This window comes from Dactylosporangium sp. NPDC000244, assembly GCF_040300725.1.
Lineage (GTDB): Bacteria > Actinomycetota > Actinomycetes > Mycobacteriales > Micromonosporaceae > Dactylosporangium.
Window position 1 is genome coordinate 1 of record NZ_JBEPEH010000035.1, and the last position, 18,991, is coordinate 18,991.

16 protein-coding genes are annotated in these 18,991 nt (G+C 72.6%); 4 read left to right on the forward strand and 12 right to left on the reverse strand.

All coding sequences use genetic code 11. The features are described 5' to 3' along the window. Positions 1-220 precede the first annotated feature (220 nt). The 9 genes from xylA to ABT369_RS40505 all read right to left on the reverse strand — a co-directional run bounded on the left by xylA (position 221) and on the right by ABT369_RS40505 (position 10,482). On the reverse strand, positions 221-1,399 hold the full coding sequence (gene xylA, locus ABT369_RS40465; protein ID WP_350620674.1) for a xylose isomerase: 1,179 nt from the start codon (positions 1,397-1,399) through the stop codon (positions 221-223). Next, the gene (locus ABT369_RS40470; protein WP_350620917.1) at positions 1,396-2,532 is read right to left on the reverse strand and encodes a Gfo/Idh/MocA family protein; all 1,137 of its coding nucleotides are present in this window, start codon (positions 2,530-2,532) and stop codon (positions 1,396-1,398) included. The genes xylA and ABT369_RS40470 overlap by 4 nt, the downstream gene beginning before the upstream one ends. Positions 2,533-2,587: 55 nt before the next feature. Continuing rightward, a complete protein-coding gene (locus tag ABT369_RS40475) occupies positions 2,588-3,631 on the reverse strand; it encodes a substrate-binding domain-containing protein (RefSeq protein WP_350620676.1) in 1,044 nt (347 codons plus the stop codon). An 88-nt stretch (positions 3,632-3,719) separates the two neighbouring features. Then, complete coding sequence (locus tag ABT369_RS40480) at positions 3,720-4,769, reverse strand: ABC transporter permease (RefSeq protein ID WP_350620678.1); 1,050 nt, start codon at positions 4,767-4,769, stop codon at positions 3,720-3,722. An 85-nt stretch (positions 4,770-4,854) separates the two neighbouring features. Next, a complete protein-coding gene (locus tag ABT369_RS40485; RefSeq protein WP_350620680.1) occupies positions 4,855-6,441 on the reverse strand; it encodes a sugar ABC transporter ATP-binding protein in 1,587 nt (528 codons plus the stop codon). Next, complete coding sequence (locus ABT369_RS40490) at positions 6,438-7,628, reverse strand: ROK family transcriptional regulator (protein ID WP_350620682.1); 1,191 nt, start codon at positions 7,626-7,628, stop codon at positions 6,438-6,440. Before ABT369_RS40490 ends, ABT369_RS40485 begins: the two co-directional genes overlap by 4 nt. Positions 7,629-8,004: 376 nt before the next feature. Then, on the reverse strand, positions 8,005-8,751 hold the full coding sequence (locus tag ABT369_RS40495) for an ABC transporter permease (protein ID WP_502891880.1): 747 nt from the start codon (positions 8,749-8,751) through the stop codon (positions 8,005-8,007). Between the two features lie 31 nt (positions 8,752-8,782). Further along, the gene (locus ABT369_RS40500) at positions 8,783-9,544 is read right to left on the reverse strand and encodes an ABC transporter permease (protein ID WP_350620919.1); all 762 of its coding nucleotides are present in this window, start codon (positions 9,542-9,544) and stop codon (positions 8,783-8,785) included. After that, positions 9,544-10,482 (reverse strand): ABC transporter ATP-binding protein, encoded by a 939-nt coding sequence (locus ABT369_RS40505; protein ID WP_350620684.1) that lies wholly within the window; start codon positions 10,480-10,482, stop codon positions 9,544-9,546. Before ABT369_RS40505 ends, ABT369_RS40500 begins: the two co-directional genes overlap by 1 nt. Positions 10,483-10,536: 54 nt before the next feature. Between ABT369_RS40505 and mptB the strand changes: the two genes are divergently transcribed. After that, positions 10,537-11,844 (forward strand): polyprenol phosphomannose-dependent alpha 1,6 mannosyltransferase MptB, encoded by a 1,308-nt coding sequence (mptB, locus tag ABT369_RS40510; RefSeq protein ID WP_350620686.1) that lies wholly within the window; start codon positions 10,537-10,539, stop codon positions 11,842-11,844. A 103-nt stretch (positions 11,845-11,947) separates the two neighbouring features. Here the strand turns inward: mptB and ABT369_RS40515 are convergent, their stop codons facing one another. Both ABT369_RS40515 and dnaG read right to left on the reverse strand, forming a co-directional pair. Continuing rightward, positions 11,948-12,490 (reverse strand): hypothetical protein, encoded by a 543-nt coding sequence (locus ABT369_RS40515; RefSeq protein ID WP_350620688.1) that lies wholly within the window; start codon positions 12,488-12,490, stop codon positions 11,948-11,950. 433 nt (positions 12,491-12,923) lie between these two features. Continuing rightward, the gene (dnaG, locus tag ABT369_RS40520) at positions 12,924-14,774 is read right to left on the reverse strand and encodes a DNA primase (protein ID WP_350620690.1); all 1,851 of its coding nucleotides are present in this window, start codon (positions 14,772-14,774) and stop codon (positions 12,924-12,926) included. Between the two features lie 555 nt (positions 14,775-15,329). Here dnaG and ABT369_RS40525 point away from each other — a divergent pair. From ABT369_RS40525 to ABT369_RS40535, 3 genes are all read left to right on the forward strand, one after another. Then, positions 15,330-16,430: a polyprenyl synthetase family protein gene (locus tag ABT369_RS40525; protein WP_350620692.1), complete on the forward strand. Its 1,101-nt coding sequence runs from the start codon at positions 15,330-15,332 to the stop codon at positions 16,428-16,430. A 248-nt stretch (positions 16,431-16,678) separates the two neighbouring features. Further along, positions 16,679-17,197 (forward strand): SigE family RNA polymerase sigma factor, encoded by a 519-nt coding sequence (locus tag ABT369_RS40530; RefSeq protein WP_350620694.1) that lies wholly within the window; start codon positions 16,679-16,681, stop codon positions 17,195-17,197. Next, positions 17,194-18,105: a hypothetical protein gene (locus ABT369_RS40535; protein ID WP_350620696.1), complete on the forward strand. Its 912-nt coding sequence runs from the start codon at positions 17,194-17,196 to the stop codon at positions 18,103-18,105. The genes ABT369_RS40530 and ABT369_RS40535 overlap by 4 nt, the downstream gene beginning before the upstream one ends. Before the next feature lie 5 nt (positions 18,106-18,110). Here the strand turns inward: ABT369_RS40535 and ABT369_RS40540 are convergent, their stop codons facing one another. Continuing rightward, positions 18,111-18,755 carry a hypothetical protein gene (locus ABT369_RS40540; RefSeq protein ID WP_350620698.1) on the reverse strand — a complete coding sequence of 215 codons (645 nt, stop codon included), beginning with the start codon at positions 18,753-18,755 and terminating at the stop codon, positions 18,111-18,113. Between the last annotated feature and the right edge of the window lie 236 nt (positions 18,756-18,991).

Sequence of the window (18,991 nt, forward strand, 5' to 3'; positions counted from 1 at the left end):
TATTCCCCCGCCCCCCCCCTTAAACAACCCACCCCCATCCACCTTCTCCCCCACCCCCCCGATTTTTTTTTTTTTTTTTTTTTTTTTTTTGGGGGGGGGGGGGGGGGGGGGGGGGCCCCCCCCCCCGGCGCTCCGGTCTTACTCCCCACCGGATCCGGTACCCCCACCCGCGGGGCGCAACCGCGGGCGGGCCCTCGCTACCGGGCCCGGCGAAGCAGACTCAGCCTCGAATGCCCAGCAGATGCTCCATGGCCAGCTGGTCGAGGCGTTCGAACGCCATGCCGCGCGCGGCGACGGCGTCGATGTCGATCTCCTCGGCGCGCAGCTGCGCCAGGGACTCCCCCGGCAGCAGCGTCGGCACCGACAGCTCGTCGACCCGGGCGGTGGCCAGGGCGGCCGACACCTCGGGGTCGTCGCGGAACGCGCGGACCTTCTCGCGCAGGATCAGGTAGTTGCGCATGCACGCCGCCGCGGTGACCCAGACGCCGTCGGCGTCCTCGGTGCGCGGGGGCTTGTAGTCGAAGTGGCGCGGGCCGGCGTAGGCGGTCGGGTAGCCGGAGGAGTTCTCGAGCACGTCGACGGTCCAGAACGCGCCCCGCAGGTTGCCGGCCCCGAAGCGCAGGTCCTGGTCGAAGCGGGGCCCGTGCTGGCCGTTGAGGTCGATGTGGAACAGCTTGCCGTGCCAGAGCGCCTGGGCGATGCCGTGGGCGAAGTTCAGCCCGGCCATCTCCTCGTGGCCGACCTCGGGGTTGAGCCCGACCCGCGACGGCTCGTCGAGCGTCGAGATCAGCGCGAGCGCGTGGCCGATCGTCGGCAGCAGGATGTCGCCGCGCGGCTCGTTCGGCTTGGGCTCGATGGCCAGGCGCATGTCGTACCCGCGCTCGCGGATGTAGGCGCAGATGGCGTTGATGGCCTCGCGGTAGCGGTCCAGGGCGGCCCGCATCTGCTTGCCCGCCCCGGACTCGGCGCCCTCGCGGCCGCCCCAGAGCACGTAGGTGGGCGCGCCCAGCTCGGCCGCGAGATCGATGTTGCGCAGGACCTTCTGCAGCGCGTAGCGCCGCACGGCACGGTCGTTGGCGGTGAACGCGCCGTCCTTGAAGATCGGGTGGCCGAACAGGTTCGTGGTCGCCATGGACACGACCAGCCCGGTGTCGTCGAGGGCCTCGCGGAAGCGCGCCACGATCTTGTCCCGCGCGGCCTCGTCGCTGCCGAACGGGATCAGGTCGTCGTCGTGGAAGCTGACGCCGTACGCCCCCAGCCCGGCCAGCCGGTGCACGGTCTCGACCGGGTCGAGAGCCGGGCGCGACGCCGAGCCGAAGACGTCCTGGGCCTGCCAGCCCACGGTCCACAGCCCGAACGAGAACCGGTCGGCCGGCGTGGGAGCGTACGGATCGCTCATGACGCCACACTCACCCACGAGGAGTCCGACCGGGCCACCGCGTCGAGCACCAGCTGCACCTGCAGCGCGTCCTCAAAGGACGGCGTCGGGTCGGCGCCGGTCGCGATCGCCTCGATGAAGTCGCGCATCTCGTGGGTGAAGGAGTGCTCGTAGCCGAGGATGTGGCCCGGCGGCCACCAGGCGCCGAGGTACGGGTGCTCGCCCTCGGTCACCAGGATGCGCGACCAGCCCTGCTCGGCCGCGGGCCGGGTGGCGTCGAAGAACTCGAGCTCGTTGAGGCGCTCGAGATCGAAGGCGAGGGAGCCGTGCTCCCCGTTGACCTCCACCCGCAGCGCGTTCTTGCGCCCGGTCGCGAACCGGGACGCCTCGTACGTCGCCACCGCTCCCCCGTCGAGCCGGGCGATGAACAGGGCGGCGTCGTCGACCGTCACCTCGCCCGTGGCCGTGCCCGCCGACGCCGAGAGCCCGCTCGCGGCCTCCGGCAGCGGCCGCTCCTTGATGAACGTCTCGGTCAGCCCGCTCACCCCCGTGATGCGCTGCCCGGTGACGAACTGGGTGAGGTCGATGATGTGCGCGCCGATGTCGCCGAGCGCGCCCGAGCCGGCCTTCTCCCGCTGCAGGCGCCACACCAGCGGGAAGTTCGGGTCCACGATCCAGTCCTGCAGGTACGCGGCGCGGACGTGGCGGATCGCGCCGAGCCGGCCGGCGGCGATCAGGTTGCGCATGAGGCTGACGGCGGGCACGCGGCGGTAGTTGAACCCGCACGCGGAGCGCACGCCCACGGCCCGGGCCTTGGCCGCCGCGGCCACCATCGCCCGGGCCTCCTCGACGGTGTTGGCCAGCGGCTTCTCGCACAGCACGTGCTTGCCCGCCTCGAGCGCGGCGATCGCGATCTCGGCGTGGCTGTCGCCCGGGGTACACACGTCGATGACGTCGATGTCGTCCCGGGCGATCAGCTCACGCCAGTCGGTCACCGCCTCGGCCCAGCCGAGCCTTTGCGCGGCCTCGGCCACCGAGGCCGCGTCGCGCCCGCACACGGCGACCATGCTCGCCCTGGCCGGCAGGTCGAAGACACGGTTCACCGTGCGCCAAGCCTGCGAGTGGGCGGCCCCCATGAACGCGTAGCCGACCATGCCGACGCGCAGCTCCTGACTGGACACTGGCGGTTCCTCTCTCAAGAACGGTGGTTCAGGACTTGAAGCCGAGCGGCAGATACTTGTCGACGTTGTCCTTGGTGATCGTCTCGGACTGCAGCACGATCATCTTCGGAACCTGCAGCTCGACCAGGTCGCCCATGCCCTTGCCCTGGGCCGCGAGCCGGGCCAGGATGATCGCCGACGAGGCCATCGACGGCGGGTACGTGACCGTCGCGGTGAGCACGGTGTCGCCGGACTTGATGTGGTCCATCGCGTCGCGGGAGCCCGCGCCGCCGACCAGGAAGAACTCCTTGCGCCCGGCCTGCTGGATCGCGGCGAGCACGCCGACGCCCTGGTCGTCGTCGTGGTTCCACACCGCGTCGAGCTTCGGCGCGGCCTGCAGCAGGTTCGCCGCGGCGGCCTGGCCGGACTGCACCGTGAAGCCGGCCGCGACCCGGTGCTTGACGCTGAGCCCGTAGCCCTTGAGCGTGTCGGCGAAGCCCTTGGAGCGGTCCTTGGTCAGCTGCAGGTCGTCGATGCCGGGGATCTCGCCGATGACCGCGTCGGTCTTGCCCTTGAGCTTCTCGCCGACGTAGTGCCCGGCGGCCACGCCCATGCCGTAGTTGTCGCCCTTGATGAGGCAGAACGACGCGGCCGCGTCCGAGAACTCGCGGTCGAGGTTGATGACGATGATGCCCGCGTCCATGGCCTTCTTGCCGACCGTGGTGAGCTGGGCGCCGTCCTGCGGCAGCAGGACGATCGCGTCGGGCTTGCTGGCGATCAGGGTCTCCAGCGCGGCGATCTGCGCCGGGGCGTCCTTGCCGGCGTCGACCGCCTTCAGCGTGACGTCGGAGAACTTGGCCGCCTGGGCCTTGGCGTTGGCGGTGATGGCGCCGATCCAGCCGTGGTCGGCCGCCGGGGCGGAGAAGCCGATGGTGACGGGCTTGCCCGGGGCCTCGCTGGCGGCGTTGCCCGCCTTGGTGTTGGTCTGCGGCTCGCTGTCCTTCGTGTCGTTCGAGGTGCAGCCGGCCAGCAGCGCACCAGCGCCGAGGGCGGCCCCGCCGAGCAGAAGCCGGCGCCGGGACATGTCGCTCATCGCGACCTCCAATTGGGGGTGTTTGTGGGTGTGTTGATCAGCGCCACCGTCCCGGCGTGGACGGTCGCGTGGTGATACGAGGCGTTGGTTACTTCGCGGCTGTGCGCTTCAGGAACGGGAAGGACCCGACCCGGAACTGCTGGACGAGCACGGCGACGACGATGATGCCGCCGTTGATGACGCGCTGGATGTCCAGCGGCAGACCGTTGACGATGAACAGGTTCGTGATCTGGCTGAAGATCAGCACGCCGAGCAGCGAGCCGACGATGGTGCCGCGGCCGCCGGTGAGCAGGGTGCCGCCGATGATCGCGGCGGCGATCGCGCTGAGCTCGTATCCCTCGCCGTTGGTGTTGCTGCCCGACCAGGTCTGGGAGACCACCATGATGGCGGCGATGCCGCAGCAGAGGCCCGACAGGACGTACAGCAGCATCGTCTGCAGCCGCACGTTGATCCCGGCGAGGCGGGAAGCCTCGGGGTTGCCGCCGATGGCGACGGTCCGCCGGCCGAACGTGGTCCGGTTGAGCAGGACCCAGCCGAGCGCGGTCACGACCAGGAAGATGAGGACGATGTACGGCACGCCGAGGATCTTGTCGCTGGCGAGCGACCGGATGAACGGGTCGTTGGTGATCTGGGTGTGCGACTGGGAGATGTTCTGGGCCAGGCCGCGGGCGGAGACCATCATGGCCAGCGTCGCGATGAACGCCACCAGCCGGCCGTAGGCGATCAGGACCCCGTTGACCAGGCCGGCCAGGGCGCCCACGGCCAGCGCCGCGAAGACCATGACGGCCGGGCCGTAGCTCTGGGTGGCCACCGTCGTGCACCACACGCTGGCCAGCGCCAGGATCGCCCCGACGGACAGGTCGATCCCGCCGGCGATGATCACGAAGGTCATGCCGACCGTGATCACGCCGATGGAGGAGGCCTGGCTGAGCACGACGACCTCGTTCTGCCACAGGCCGGACCCGCTCAGGAAGATGTCCGGCCGGGTGAACATGCCGATGATCAGCAGCAGGAGCAGCACGCCGATCAGGGCCAGGTTGCGCTTGGCGTGATCCGAACCCTCGCGCTGCCAGAAGCCCTGGGCGGTCACGCGCGGCCGGTCGTGGACGTCCACCGGTGGTTCGATGGTGGTGCTCATGCCGACGCCTCCGCAAGCTCCGGCGCCGGCCTGAGCCAAACCTGCGTTTCCTGTTTCACGGCCTCTCCGCTTCGCTCCGAACCGCTCATGCTGCGGTCCCTTCGGGGGTGTTGCTCGACAGGTCGGCGCCGTCGAGCAGCGATCCGGCCATGACCAGGTCGAGCACGGTGTCTTCGTCGAGCTCGCCGGCGGGCGCCTCGTGCACGAGCCGGCCCTCGCGCATGACGAGCACGCGGTCGGCGAGGCCGAGGACCTCGGGCACCTCGCTGGAGACGAGCAGCACGCCCACGCCCTCGTCGGCGAGGCGGCGGATGACCTGGTAGAGCTCGGCGCGGGCGCCCACGTCAACGCCGCGGGTCGGCTCGTCGAGCAGCAGCAGCCGGGTGCCGCCGAGCAGCCAGCGCCCGACGACGACCTTCTGCTGGTTGCCGCCGGACAGCGTGCGCACCGGGCGGCGCACGTCCGCCGGGCGCAGGTCCAGGCTGCGGGTGATGTCCTCGGCGACGGTGCGCTCGCGACCGGCGTCGGTGAAGCCGCCCTTGGCGAAGCGGGCGAACCCGGCCAGGGTCACGTTGCGGTAGATCGGCTCGCCCAGCAGCAGCGCCTGGCTCTTGCGCTCCTCCGGCGCCATGCCGATGCCGGCCCGCACGGCGGCGCCGACGTCGCCCCGGCGCACCTTCTTTCCAAGCATTTCCACGGTACCGGTGGTCGGCCGGCGAGCCCCGTAGATGGACTCGAGCACCTCGGAGCGGCCCGAGCCGACGAGTCCCGTGATGCCCACGATCTCGCCGCCGTGCACGTCGAGGGACACGTCGGCGAACCGTCCCGGCAGCGTGAGGTTCTCCACCCGCAGGATCGGCGCCTCGGTGAACGTGCGCGCGGCGGGGCGCTCCGGGAAGACGTACTCGATGGTGCGCCCGGTCATCCGGCTCACCAGCTCGCGGTTCGGCGTGGTCTTGGCGTCGAGGTTCGCGGCGGTGGTGCGCCCGTCCTTGAGCACCGTGACCCGGTCGCCGATCTCGCGGATCTCGTCGAGGCGGTGGGAGATGTAGATGACCGCGATGCCCTGGGCGGTGAGCCCGCGCACGATGCGGAAGAGGTTCTCGACCTCGTCGTGGGCGAGCACGGCGCTCGGCTCGTCCATGATGAGCAGCCGTGCCTCGCGCGACAGCGCCCGGCCCATGCTCACGATCTGCTTCGCGGCGGCGGGCAGCTTGCCGACCTCGCGGGCGGCCGGGATCTCCGGGTGCCCGAGGCGCTCCAGGATCGCGGCCGCGCCGCGGCGCATCGACCGGCGCGCCACGAAGCCGCCGGCGTTGGGCTCGTGGCCGAGGTACATGTTCTCGGCCACGCTGAGCCCGTCGACGAGGTCGAGCTCCTGGTAGATGGTGGCGATGCCGGCCTTCATGGCGGCCTGCGGGTTGCCGAACGAGACGGGCTCGCCCTGCCAGCGGATCTCGCCGGAGTCCGGGGCGTGCACGCCGGCGAGCACCTTGATGAGGGTGGACTTGCCGGCGCCGTTCTGCCCGAGCAGGCAGTGCACCTCGCCCGCCCGTACCTCCAGCTGAACCCCGTCGAGCGCGCGCACGCCGGGGAAGGTCTTCACCACGTCGGTGAGGCGAAGGACTTCGTCGTGTTGATGTGCCGGTTGGTGTGCCGGTGGATCTGTCATGATGGCCGTCCATACGCGAGTTCGCTGGCCAGCACCGCGGCGCCTACGACGCCGGCACGGGGGCCGAGCTCGGACAGGACGACCGGCAGGTTGCCGGTCGCGAGAGGCAGTGAGCGCCGGTAGACGACGCTGCGGATCTCGGCGAGCAGGATGTGCCCGAGCCCGGCCAGGCCGCCGCCGATCACGATCATCGACGGGTTGATGAAGCTGACCAGGCCGGCGAGCACCCCGCCGACGCGCCGTCCGCCGTCGCGGATCAGCCGGATGCAGCTGACGTCGCCCTCGGCCGCCCCGTCGGCGACGTCCTTGGCGGTCACCGAGCCGTTGGCTTCGAGGCGGTCCGCGAGCGCCGGCGACGCACCGCTGCGCGCCGCCGCCATGGCGTCCCGCGCGAGCGCGCCGCCGCCGAAGAGCGCCTCCAGGCAGCCGACGTTGCCGCACGAGCACACCGGCCCGTGGCTGTCGACCTGGATGTGGCCGATGTCGCCGGCGCAGCCGTCGGTGCCCCGGTACACCTCGCCGTTGAGGTAGATGCCGCACCCGATGCCCGTGCCGACCTTGAGGAACAGCAGGTTGTCGACCGAGTGCGCGACGCCGCCGTAGCGCTCGCCGATGCTCATGATGTTGACGTCGTTGTCGACGACGACCGGGCAGTTGTGCTCGCGGCCGAGCACCTCGCGCACCGGGAACCGGTCCCATCCGGGCATGATCGGCGGCGAGACGGGCACCCCGTCGCGGAAGCTGACCGGCCCGGGCACCCCGATCCCGATGGCGTGAAGGCGCTCGTACGCCCCCTCCGCCCGGAACTTGTGCAGGATCTCGTTGACGCGCTGCAGGATGACCTTGGGGCCCGAGCGGATGTCCGCGGGCTCCCCGTACGCGGTGATCGGCTCCAGCCGCCCGTCGGTGATCTCGACGTCGATCGAGCTCGCCCCGAGGTCGACCGCGGCGAAGCGCAGGCTGGGGTTCAGCTCGACGAGCGTCGAGCGCCGGCCGCCCCGGCTCGCGGCCGGTCCGGCCTCGCGGATGAGCCCCGTGGCGACGAGCGCGTCGAGGTCGGCCAGCAGCCGCGGCCGCGGCACCTCGAGCCGATCCGCCAGCTCGGCCCGCGAAAGCGCTCCGGTGTCCCGCAACAGCCGGAGCAGGCGCGACTGAACCGGATTGTCGGTGGCGCTGACCGTGTTCATTGAGGCACCTCCTCGTCAGGTCGCAGAGCCCTGGTGCACCACGACATGCGGCTACACCACCACACCGGCAGACCACGGTTGATTGCCGACCCGTGTGGCCCGCGTTACACCCGTGTTGCGACGAGACTCTAGGCGCCTCCGGGACCCCCCGTCTAGACCTTCTGGCGCCCGTTACCAAACTTTTGCTGATTCCAGCGGAAGTTCGTGCGACTTCGAAAATAAGAGCGTTTTCGCAGCTCGCGAGGCCTGCCGGAGCCTCGCCACCGCTTTCGGAATTGCCCACAAATGGGACAAGACACTTTCTCACACGCAGGGGTCGGCCACGGTGTGTGCACGCTCCCACACACACCGGCGCCCGGCCCGGGCCGCCGGACCGTCAGGTCAGCAGGAGCCGGCCGAGGCGGCGGCCCGCCAGCCACAGGCCGGCCACGGCCAGCGCCGCCAGGTATGCCGCGTGCCCGGCCATCCCCCACGACCACAGCCCCAGGCACAGCCCGCGCACGAGCTCGACCCCGTGATACAGCGGCGTGGCCTCCACCAGCACGCGCGCGACGAGCGGGTAGTCCGACGGCGGCGCGAACACCCCGCTGAACAGGAACAGCGCGAACTGCCCCACGTTCACGTAGTCGAAGTCCTGCCACGAGCGCAGGAACGTCGACAGCGCCATCCCCAGCCCGCCGAAGGCGAACCCGACGAGCAGCGCGGCGGGGAAGGCCGCGACCGCCCGCAGCGGCGAGGTCAGGCCGAGGGCCACCATCACCACGAGGAACGCGGCCGAGTAGAACGCGCCCCGCGTCATGGCCCACAGCAGCTCGCCCGAGGCCAGCTGCAGCGGCGTCACCGGCGTGGCCAGCGTCGCGTCGTACAGCTTCATGAACTTCAGCTTCCCGTAGAAGTTCATGACTGTCTCCGCCATCGCGCCCGTCATCGCCGAGGCGGCCAGCGTCGCCGGGGCCACGAACTCGGCATACGACACCAGCCGCCCGTCCCCGACCGGCACGTCGCCGATGAGCTGCCCGACGCCGACCCCGATCGAGAACAGGTAGAGCATCGGCTCGGCGATCCCCGACACGAGCACGAGCCAGTAGGTCACGTGCCGCGCCGCCGATACGTTGCGCAACATCACCGAGAGCGCACCCCCGAGCAGCATCCCCTCAGTCCTCCAGCCGCCGGGTGAACCCGCGCACCGCGAGCGCGTAGCCGAGCCCGGCGTAGGCGGCCAGGACCCCGAGGTGCGCCCACACGCCCCAGGCCGTCGCCGTGCCCAGCGTCGCCGCGCGGCAGAGCTCCACGCCGTGCCACAGCGGCGACGCGTAGGCCAGGACGCGGGCCGGCGCCGGCAGCGCGCCGACCGGGAAGAACACCCCGGCGAAGAGCGTCATCGGCACGACCACGAGCCGGAACAGCACCGCGAAGTAGTTGTCGCTGGCCACCACCGAGGCGAACGCGAACGACGGCGCCGCGAACGCGAGCCCGGTCAGGATCGCGGGCCCGAGCGTCGCCGGCGCCCACCACGAGTGCAGGGCGCCGAACGGCAGCAGCACCAGCAGGAAGGCGATCGCCGCGACCCCGACGCGCAGGCACACGTAGAGCAGGTGCCCCCGCAGGATGTCGGCGGACGTCACCGGCGAGGCGCGCATCGCGTGATAGGTGCGAATCCAGTTGAACATCGAGAACACGGGCCAGGTCGCGTCGTTCACCGCGACCTGCAGCGCCGTCGAGGCGAGCAGCCCCGGCCCGATCCAGTCGAGGTAGGGCGCGCCGAGCCCGGACGGCCGCGCGTCCACGTATCCGCCGACCGTCACCCCCATGGCGACGAGGAACATCGCCGGCAGCGCGAAGGAGCTCAGCACCGAGCTGCGCCAGATGCGCCGATAGCACACCAGGTGGTATTCGAGGACCGCGAGCGTCCCCATCACTCGACCAGCGTCCGGCCGGTGAGGTGCAGGAACACGTCCTCGAGCGAGCCGCGGCGCACCAGCGTGCTCGACGGGGCCAGCCCCCGCGCGGCGATCTCGGCCAGCGCCTCGTCGCCGTCGTCGGCATAGACGAGCGTGCGGTCCGGCAGCACCTCGATCCGCTCGCCGATCCCGTCGAGCTTGTCGCCCTGCGCCGGGTCGGCCGGACTTTCGAGGCCGAAGCGGACCTCGACGACCTCGCGCGTCGAGTGCCGCGCGATGAGCTCCCTCGGCGAGCCTTCGGCCACGATCCGCCCGCCGTCCATCACCACGAGCCGGTCGCACAACTGCTCGGCCTCGTCCATGTAGTGCGTGGTGAGCACCAGCGTCACGCCGCGCTGCTTGAGCCGGAACAGCCGCTCCCACACCAGGTGCCGGGCCTGCGGGTCGAGCCCGGTCGTCGGCTCGTCGAGCAGCACCAGGTCGGGCTCGTTGATCAGCGCCCGGGCGATCGTCAGCCGCCGCTTCATGCCACCGGACAGCGGCTCGACCTGGTCCCCGGCCCGGTCACCGAGCTGCACGAAGTCGAGCAGCTCCCGGGCCCGCTCGCGCGCGACGCGCCGCGGGATGCGGAAGTAGCGCGCGTAGACCACCAGGTTCTCCAGCACGGTGAGCTCGGGATCGAGCGTGTCCTGCTGCGGGCACACCCCGAGCCGCGCCCGGATCGCCGGCCCGTCGCGCGCCGCGTCCAGGCCCAGGATGCGCAGCCGCCCGCTGGTGGGCCGCGACACGCAGCCGATCATGCGCATCGTGGAGGACTTGCCGGCCCCGTTGGGCCCCAGGAACCCGAACGCCTCGCCGGGCGCCACCCGGACATCGATCCCATCGACAGCCGTGAAATTCCCGAACCGTTTGACCAGCCCGCTCGCCGCGATCAATGCCCCGTCGTCGACCACGACCCGACCATAGCGGCGGGGTACGACATTTTCGCGGCGATTACGATGCCCCTCGTGCGATGGCTCGGGCTCGCGGCCTCAACCCTGCTGGCGCTCAGCGGATACCTGGCGGGCCGGCCCGGGACCCACGACGCCGCCTGGGTGACGGGCGTGTGCGTCTGGTTCGTGGCGCTGGGCATCCTCGCCTACGCCTGGTGGAACCTGCGCGGCGAGCCGGGGAGCCTGCTCGTGACGGCCGCGCTGTGGAGCCTGCCGCTGCTCGTCGCCCCGCCCATGGGCGCCCTCGACGTGTACGCGTACGCCTGCCAGGGCCAGCTCTTCAACGCCGGCATCAACCTCTACGAGCACGGCCCGTCGGCGCTGCCCTGCACGTGGCTGTCGGACGTCCCGCCGCTGTGGCGCGACACCCCGACGCCCTACGGCCCGCTGTGGTTCGCGATCTCCGGCGCCGTGGCCTGGGCCGCACACGGGCACCTGCTCGTCGCCGTCGGGCTGTTCCGCCTGGTCGCGGTCCTCGGGCTGGTGCTGTGCGTGGCGGCCGCGCACCGGTTCACGGACGGCAACGCGGCGCTCGCGGCCAGCCCGCTGGTGCTCGTACACGTGATATCCGGCGCGCACAACGACATCCTGGTGGCCGGGTTCGCGCTCGCCGGCTTCGCGCTGGCGGCCCGCGGCCGGGCCACGCTCGGCGGCATCGCGTTCGGGCTGGCCGCCGCGGTCAAGGTGACCGGGCTGGTGGCGGCGCCGTTCGCCGTACTGCTGCTGCTGTCCCTTCGGAAGCGAACGACATTTGTGGCGGCGACGGTGGCGACCTACGCTGTTCTTGCCGCACTGACCGGCCACGGCCTGGGCTTCCTGCGCGCGCTGGGAGCCACGGCGGGGCTGGTGCAATGGCTGTCGATCCCGAGTGGCGTCGGGATGGCGGTCGGATACGTCCTGCGGGTCGCGGGCCTGCCGGGCGCGTTCGGCACCTCCGTCGCGATCGCCCGCGCGATCGGCCTGGTGGTCCTCGCCGCCCTGCTGCTCTGGCTGTGGCTGCGGGCCGTGCGCCGATCGACCGACCACAACGCCGTCCTGACCCTGGCCGGCCTCGCACTGCTCGTCACGGCGGTGCTCGGACCGGTGTTCTACGCCTGGTACGCGCTCGCGGGCATCGCCGTGCTGGCCGCGACGCAGCTCACCGGCCGCCTGCGCACCGGCGTGCACGTGGCCGTCGTCGCCCTGCCGTTCCTGACCCTGCCCGACAGCCTCGGCCTGGCCACGAAGACCAAGGTCCCGGGCGCGTTCCTCGACGTCGCCCTGGTCGTCACGCTAGCCGTGCGCCTGGCCCGCCTCCGCTCACGCGACCACGCCGACACCTGACTTCGCCCAGGCCACCAACGCCGCCGTGTGCTCGGCCACCCCGGGCCGCGGCCGCGTCGACACTCCGGTCGTCACACTCGCCGCGCGCCCGGCCCGCCGCCGCTCACGCGACCACGCCGACGCCCGACTTCGCCCAGGCCACCAACGCCGCCGTGTGCTCGGCCACCCCGGGCGCGGCCGCATCGAGACCCTCGTCGTAGCGCACCGTCCACCGCAGCCCGTTGACGCCCGGCACCCGCCGCCCCACGACGCGCACCCCGCCCTTCACCCCGGTGATCTCCTCGAGCGGATGATGCGACGTGTGCGCGATCGACTTGTTGACCCGCACCCGCACCTGATCCGGCACCCGATCGGGATCGAGCAGCGTGACGACGAGCGGCGGCCGGTCCTCCATCACCGCGTACGCGTCGTCATCCACCGGCACCTCCCGAGCGGCGGTCACGGAGAGTTGCCGCCCCGACCACGTCGCCTTGTGAATCTCGTGCCACCCGAGCCGCTCCCCGGCCCCCGGCAGCCACACCCCGTGATTGGTCACCACGACGACGTCATCGCCGGTGGCCCCCGCCCACGCGACGACGCGCTCGTCCGCCCCGAGACTCGGCCGGCGCCCGGCCGGCAGCTTCCGCCGCTTGAAAACGCCAAACACGGCTAATACTCCCATTTCCGAAGTTCATGACTCAGGTCCGCGGGGGTCCGGACCGTTGCTCCCGTCAGACACCGTTCGGCCCTGGCGGGCCTCTCTGCCAGGCCCGCCGCGGCAAGAACGAAGGAACCGGCGCCGAACATCCCCGGCCACGCCGACGACCCGCTCACCGGCCCACGCCTCCCCACCAGCCCGCGCGTCGCAACCAGCCGCCTGCGCGTCGCAACCAGCCCGCACGTCGACCTCGTAGCGCACGGACACGGCACCGCCACCCGCAGCACGCCCCAGCCGCGCGACGACCCGCGCCTCGTCACCGGCCGGCGCGTCGTAACCAGCCCACGCGTCGATCTTGCGGCGCACGGACACGACACCGCGACCCGCGCGCCCCCTCCGCGCGACGGCCCGCGCCTCGCCACCGGAACGCGCGAGCCGCGCCTCACCAACGACTCGCACCCCGATCGCGCAGGGCGCGGGCGTGCTGCTCCAGCGACACCAGCTCGCTGAACAGCCGCAGGTGCTCGTCAGCGCTGCTCACCGGGTTGATCCGCTGCAGCTTCGACTTCAGCTCGCCGATCGTGCGGTTCAGCGCCATGAGCTGCAGGCGGTTGATCGTCACCTCGACGTAGCGCGGGTCCGGGTCGCCGTCCAGGCGCAGTGGTTCCACCGCCAGCTCGGCCACCATCGCGCCCGCGGCCAGGTCCAGGCAGGCCTCGCGGACCTGCTCGATCCAGACCGCTCCGCCGGTCGCGCTCGAGGCGCCGCCCGCCTCCAGCACCGCGGTGCGCAGGACGCTGTAGGTCGGATGCGTGTACGTCTCCGGGCCGATCGCGTCGAACATCGGCCCGGCGAGCGCCGGCTGCTGCAGCGCGAGCTTCAGCGCCTCCCGCTCGACCAGCGCCTCGGCGCTGTCCGGGGCGAGCACGCGGCGCTGCTGCGTGGGCGGCATCGGGTCGATGACGCCCTTGGCCGCCGAGGCCACCGAGCGCTGCACCGTCTCGAGCTCCATGCCGAGGTCCCCGGCGAGCTTGCGCGCGTATTCGGGCCGCAGCGTCCGGTCCTTGATCTTCGCGACCAGCGGCGCGGTGGCCCGCAGTGCGCCGACGCGGCCCTCGGCGGTGTCGAGGTCGAAGCGCTGGATGACCGAGCGCAGCGCGAAGTCGAGCAGCGGCTGCCGGTCGGCGACCAGGTCCCGCACGGCCGCATCGCCCTTGGCCAGCCGCAGATCGCAGGGGTCCATGCCGTCCGGGCCGACCGCGATGAACGTCTGGGCGACGAAGCGCTGATCGTCCTCGAACGCGCGCAGCGCCGCCTTCTGCCCGGCCGCGTCGCCGTCGAACGTGAAGATGATCTCGCCGCCGTAGCCGTCGGCGTCCATGAGCAGCCGCCGCAGCACGGAGATGTGGTCGCCGCCGAACGCGGTGCCGCAGGTCGCCACGGCCACCGGGACGCCGGCCAGGTGGCAGGCCATCACGTCGGTGTACCCCTCGACGATCACGACCCGGCTCTGCTTGGCGATCTCGCGCTTGGCCTGGTCGATGCCGTAGAGCACGTGCGACTTCTTGTACAGCGGCGTCTCGGGCGTGTTGAGGTATTTCGGCCCGTCATCGTCGTCGAACAGCTTCCGCGCGCCGAAGCCGATCACCTCGCCCGAGATGTCCTTGATCGGCCACACGAGCCGTCGCCGGAACCGGTCGATGAGCCCGCCGGAGCGCCCCTCGCGGCACAGCCCGGCGGTGGTCAGCTCCTGCGCCGAGAACCCCTGCACCCGCAGGTGCTTGGCCAGGTTGTCCCAGCCCTCCGGGGCGAACCCGCACCCGTAGCGCTCGGCCGCCTCCTTGCTGAACCCGCGCTGCGCCAGGAACTCGCGCGCCTTGCGGGCCCCGGGCGTGCCGAGCTGCGCGGCGTAGAAGCGCGCGGCCTCGGCGTGCGCGGCGATCAGCCGGTGCTTCTGGCCACTGGGCCGCACCGGCGCGCTGCCGGACTCGACGTAGTGCAGCTGCAGCCCGGCCTTGGACGCCAGCCGCTCGACGGACTCCACGAACGAGAGATGATCGTGGTCCATCAGGAACTTGATCGCGTCACCGCCGGCGCCGCAGCCGTGACAGAAGTACACGTTGCGGGTCGGTGAGACGTTGAACGAGGCGGTCTTCTCGTCGTGGAACGGGCACAGCCCCTTGAGGTTGCCGCCACCCGCCGACCGCAGCGTGACGTGCTCGGAGATCACGTCCTCGATCGACGTGCGCTCCCGGACCAGGGCGATGTCCTCGTCCTTGATCTTGCCGGCCAACCGCCACCTCCCCACCAGTCCGGCTTGCGCGCTGTCATACATCCTGCCTCGCGGCTACGACAATTTACGACTCGCGCGCCGCCACCGCCTCGCCGGGCGCCTCACCCGCACCTCACCCGGACACCGGCCGGGGCAATAAGGCCCTATGGCCTCCGACCCGCCACCCTCCACAGTGGAGCCGGCGCGCTCGCCGGTCGGCCACGGGCCCGCGGGGCCTGCACACGCTCCAGCGGCCGACGCGCGGATCGCGGGCCCGCGCAGGCCACGACGGGCGACACGCGGATCACGGCTCCCCGAGGCCGGCACACGCTTCAGCGGCCGACGCGCGGACCGGCGGCTCCGCGGGGCCGGGACACGCTCCGGCGGGCGACACGCGGATTTCGGCGCGACACGCACCGTACGGGCGACTGCGGTCTTCGCCACACGGCCCCTCCATTGCGGAATCCGGCATGCGCGCCGGGCCACCCCGGCATACTTGACCAGGTTCACGGGCGCCGGCAGCTCGCATCGGCACAACCCGATCTCGAGCACCTGCTGCGTGCTCCCTCTTTGGCGATGGGTGGTGCGACCGCGGTGGTCATCGTGCTGCGGACCACGGACGACGTCCTGCGCTGGGCCGGCCGGCTGGTCGACCCGCCCCTGCGAACGGCGATCGGGCGCCTGCCCGAGCCGTCCCGGGAGGTCGCCGAGCTGCAGCTGGGCTGGCACCACCGCACCTGGGGCGGCGAGGACGCCCCCGCCGCCTCGATTCGCAGCGCCGTGACCCTGGTATGCGCGGACGCGGTCGGCGGCGACCCCCACGACGCGGTGCCCTCGGCGGTCGCCGTCGAGCTCATGCACCACTGGTCCGCGATCCGCCGCGACCTGGTGGATGAGCACCCCGACGGCACCGCCTGGAGCGTGGTCGGCGCCGAGCCCGCCTCCCTCGGCGGCGAGGCCCTGCTGGCCCTGGCCTTCGACGTGATCGCCACCGGCGACCCGACCCACAGCAGCCCCGCCCGCCCCCGCCAGCGCCCCGGCCGCCCCGGACCCGACCGGGCCATGCTGCGCATCCTCGGCGATGCGGTGCAGGAGCTCCTGCACGGGCAGCACGCCTCCCTGGCCCTTCGCGACACCCCGCCCCTGGCCCGCACGCAGCCGGCCCCGGTGGGCGGCGGCGAGGAGCGGACCGATCTCCTGCGCGACTGCCTGGCCATGGTCGAGCAGCGCACCGGTGCGCTGTTCGGCGCCGCCTGTGCCCTCGGCGCGGTGGCCGGCGGCGGGGACCCGGCGCAGGTGGAGCGGCTGCGGCTGTTCGGCGTGCGGCTGGGCCTCGCGGTGCAGTTCACCGAGGACCTCCTGGGCATCTGGGGCGAGCGCGGCGGCATCGGGCCCGACCTGCGCCGGCGGCGGCGGTCGCTGCCGGTGGCCGCGGCGATCGCGGCCGGGGCCGACGAGCTGGCCGCGCTCTTCGAGGGCCGGGCCCGGCTCAGCGACGCGGACGTGGAGCGCGCCGCGAAGACGATCGAGCAGTCGGGCGCCCGCGACTGGTGCCGGCGTCAGGCCGAGGAGCTGCTCTCCCAGGCGCTGCTCGCGCTCGACCTCGCGTCACCCTCCCCCACGGCCGTCGCCGAGCTCGTCGCGCTGGCCCGCCGCGCGACCGCCACCCCACGCTGAGCCCGACTGCGACTCCACACCGAGCGCAACCGCCGCTCGGCGCCGAGCGCAACCGCCACTCGGCGCCGAGCGCAACCGCCGCTGCGCGCCGGAGCGCAACCGCCGCTGCGCGCTGAACGCGACCGCCGCTGCCTGCTGAGACCCGCCGGCCCGCCGCAACAAAACACCTGGCACACGGAATCTTCGGTTCCGGCGAACCGGGGCGAGGCCCGCGTACGCCTAAGGGGTGAAGCGGGGAGGCAGCGACCATGGCGAATGCCGTCGAGCAAGAGTTTCACGAGTTCGTGCGGGTGCGGCTGCCCGGGCTGCGGCGGGCGGCGTACCTGCTCTGCGGCGACTGGACGCGCGGGGACGACATCGTGCAGCGCGCGCTGACCGACGTCTACGTGCGCTGGCGGAGGGTCCGGCGGGCCGAGAACATCGACGCGTACGTGCGCACAGTCCTGGTGCACCGGTTCATCGACGAGCGGCGGCGCGGCTGGTCCGCGCGCGTGTCGCTCGTGGACCGGGTGCCGGAGCGGCCCGCCGAGGACGTCGCACTGCAGGGCATCCCCGCCGGGCTCGAGCTGCGGCAGGCGATGGCGCGGCTGCCCGACCGGCAGCGGGCGGTACTGGTGCTGCGGTTCTTTTATGACATGTCCGTCGAGCAGACGGCGCTGGCAATGCGCTGCGCGCCCGGCACGGTCAAGAGTCAGACCTCGGCGGCGCTCGCCACGATGCGGCGGCTGCTCGAGGACACCACCGAGCACGCGGGGAGGGCACGGTGAACGACTGGGAGGAGGGCCTGCGGGTCCTCATGCGCGACGGCGGCGCGGCCCCGGCCTCGCGCGTCGACCTGGGGCGGGTGGTGACCGATGGGCGGCGCCGGCGGCGGGCCGCGAGCGGGGCGGTGGCCGCGGCGGTGCTGGCGCTGGTCGCCGGGGCGGCCGTCGCGCTGCCGGGGTGGCCGGGGGGCGAGCCGGTGCCCGGCGCGTCCGGGGCGGCGGACGCGTCAGACGCGGGGGCCGGGGTCGGCGGGTTCGATCCGGTGCTGGTCCTGCGGCTGCGGCCGGGCTGGCTGCCGGACGGGGTCGCGGCCGACCCGAACCCGTCGCTGTGGGCGGCGCGGCAGTCCGAGCGGTACGCCGACCAGCCCGCGACCACCGACTTCACGATCTCGCTCTACGCGCCCGGGTTCGTGCCGCGCTTCCTCGACCCGGCCACGAAGGCGGACGAGCCGGCGATGCTCCTCGAACCCGCGGACTCCCTCGGCGGGCGTCCGGCGCAGTGGTACAGCGAACAGGCCCACCCCCAGCGCAGCGGGCTGCTGTGGCAGTGGGCGCCGGACGCGTACGCCAGCGTGGAGGGGATCACGCCCGGCTCGGCGGCGCAGGACCGGGCCGTGTGGCGCCACGTCGCCGAACAGCTCGTCACGAACGCGCGCCGGCCGGTGCCCGTGCCGGGATACGTCACGGACACGCCGGCCGGCATGGCGCTGATCGGCATGGACCGGGTCTTCGACCGCACCCGGCAGCGGTGGGCCACGGTGCTGGTCCTCAACCGCTACGCGTACGTGCCGCCGCCCGAGGGCCGGCCCCGGCCCGGCATCGAGGTCACGTTGACGCCGGGCGGAACCGCCGGCACGGTACACCTGGCCGACCACGAGGACGAGTGGACCATCGATCCCGTTCGCTGAGCGGCTCAGGCGATCGCGGCGACGACCTCCGCGGCCCGGCCGGCGTGCTTCTGGTACGCCCCCGGGTACGCGGAGCGCTGCACCGCCTGGGCCGCGGCCGTGACGCTCATGCTCTGCCAGCCCGACACCCGGGCGAGCGCCGAGTAGAACAGCGCGGCCGAGTGCGCCGGGTTCATGAGCTCGGGCACGCTGCCCCAGCCCTGGCTCGCGCGCTGCTGGAACAGCCCGACCGAGTCGTGGTCGGTCGAGACGGCGTCGTGCGGCAGCTTCATCGAGGACGGGACGGCCGGGCTGGCGACGTTGTAGAGGTCGCTCTCCTGCATCGCGGTGGCGACCGCCACGACGAGCCCCTTCTCGGGCACGCCCTGGGCGCGGCCCTGCCGGACGATCGCGGCCGCGTTGTTCATCTGGGTCTGGTTCAGCCCGGCGACCGGCCGCGGCAGGGCGGGCGGGGGCGGGGGGACGGGGGCGGGCGCGTCGGAGAGTGCGGCCTGCCCGTCGAGCGAGGACAGCACGAGCGAGGTGTCCTCGGTGTACAGCGGCGCGGGTGCGGCGGGCGCGGCGACCGGCGGGCGTGGCGCGCCGGCGGAGGCGGAGTGGCCGGCCGAGCCGGACGCGAGCAGGGTGGCGGACAGGACGACGGCGGACACGGCCACGGGCTTGACGGCCAGCAGTGATCGGCGGTGGCGCGGCTGGAATTGGCGCGGTAAAGGTTTCAGCAAGATCATTCCTCAGACGGATGCGGGCGCACGCCATCGGCACGATCCCGTGGTGCGAAAGGGATCGCGCGGCGGCGAGGCGAACGGTCAGCGGGTGGACACGGGCCAGGTCAGGTCCTGGCGATCACCCGTCCGAGGGAAAGACGACACAGGGCGTCGACGAGCAC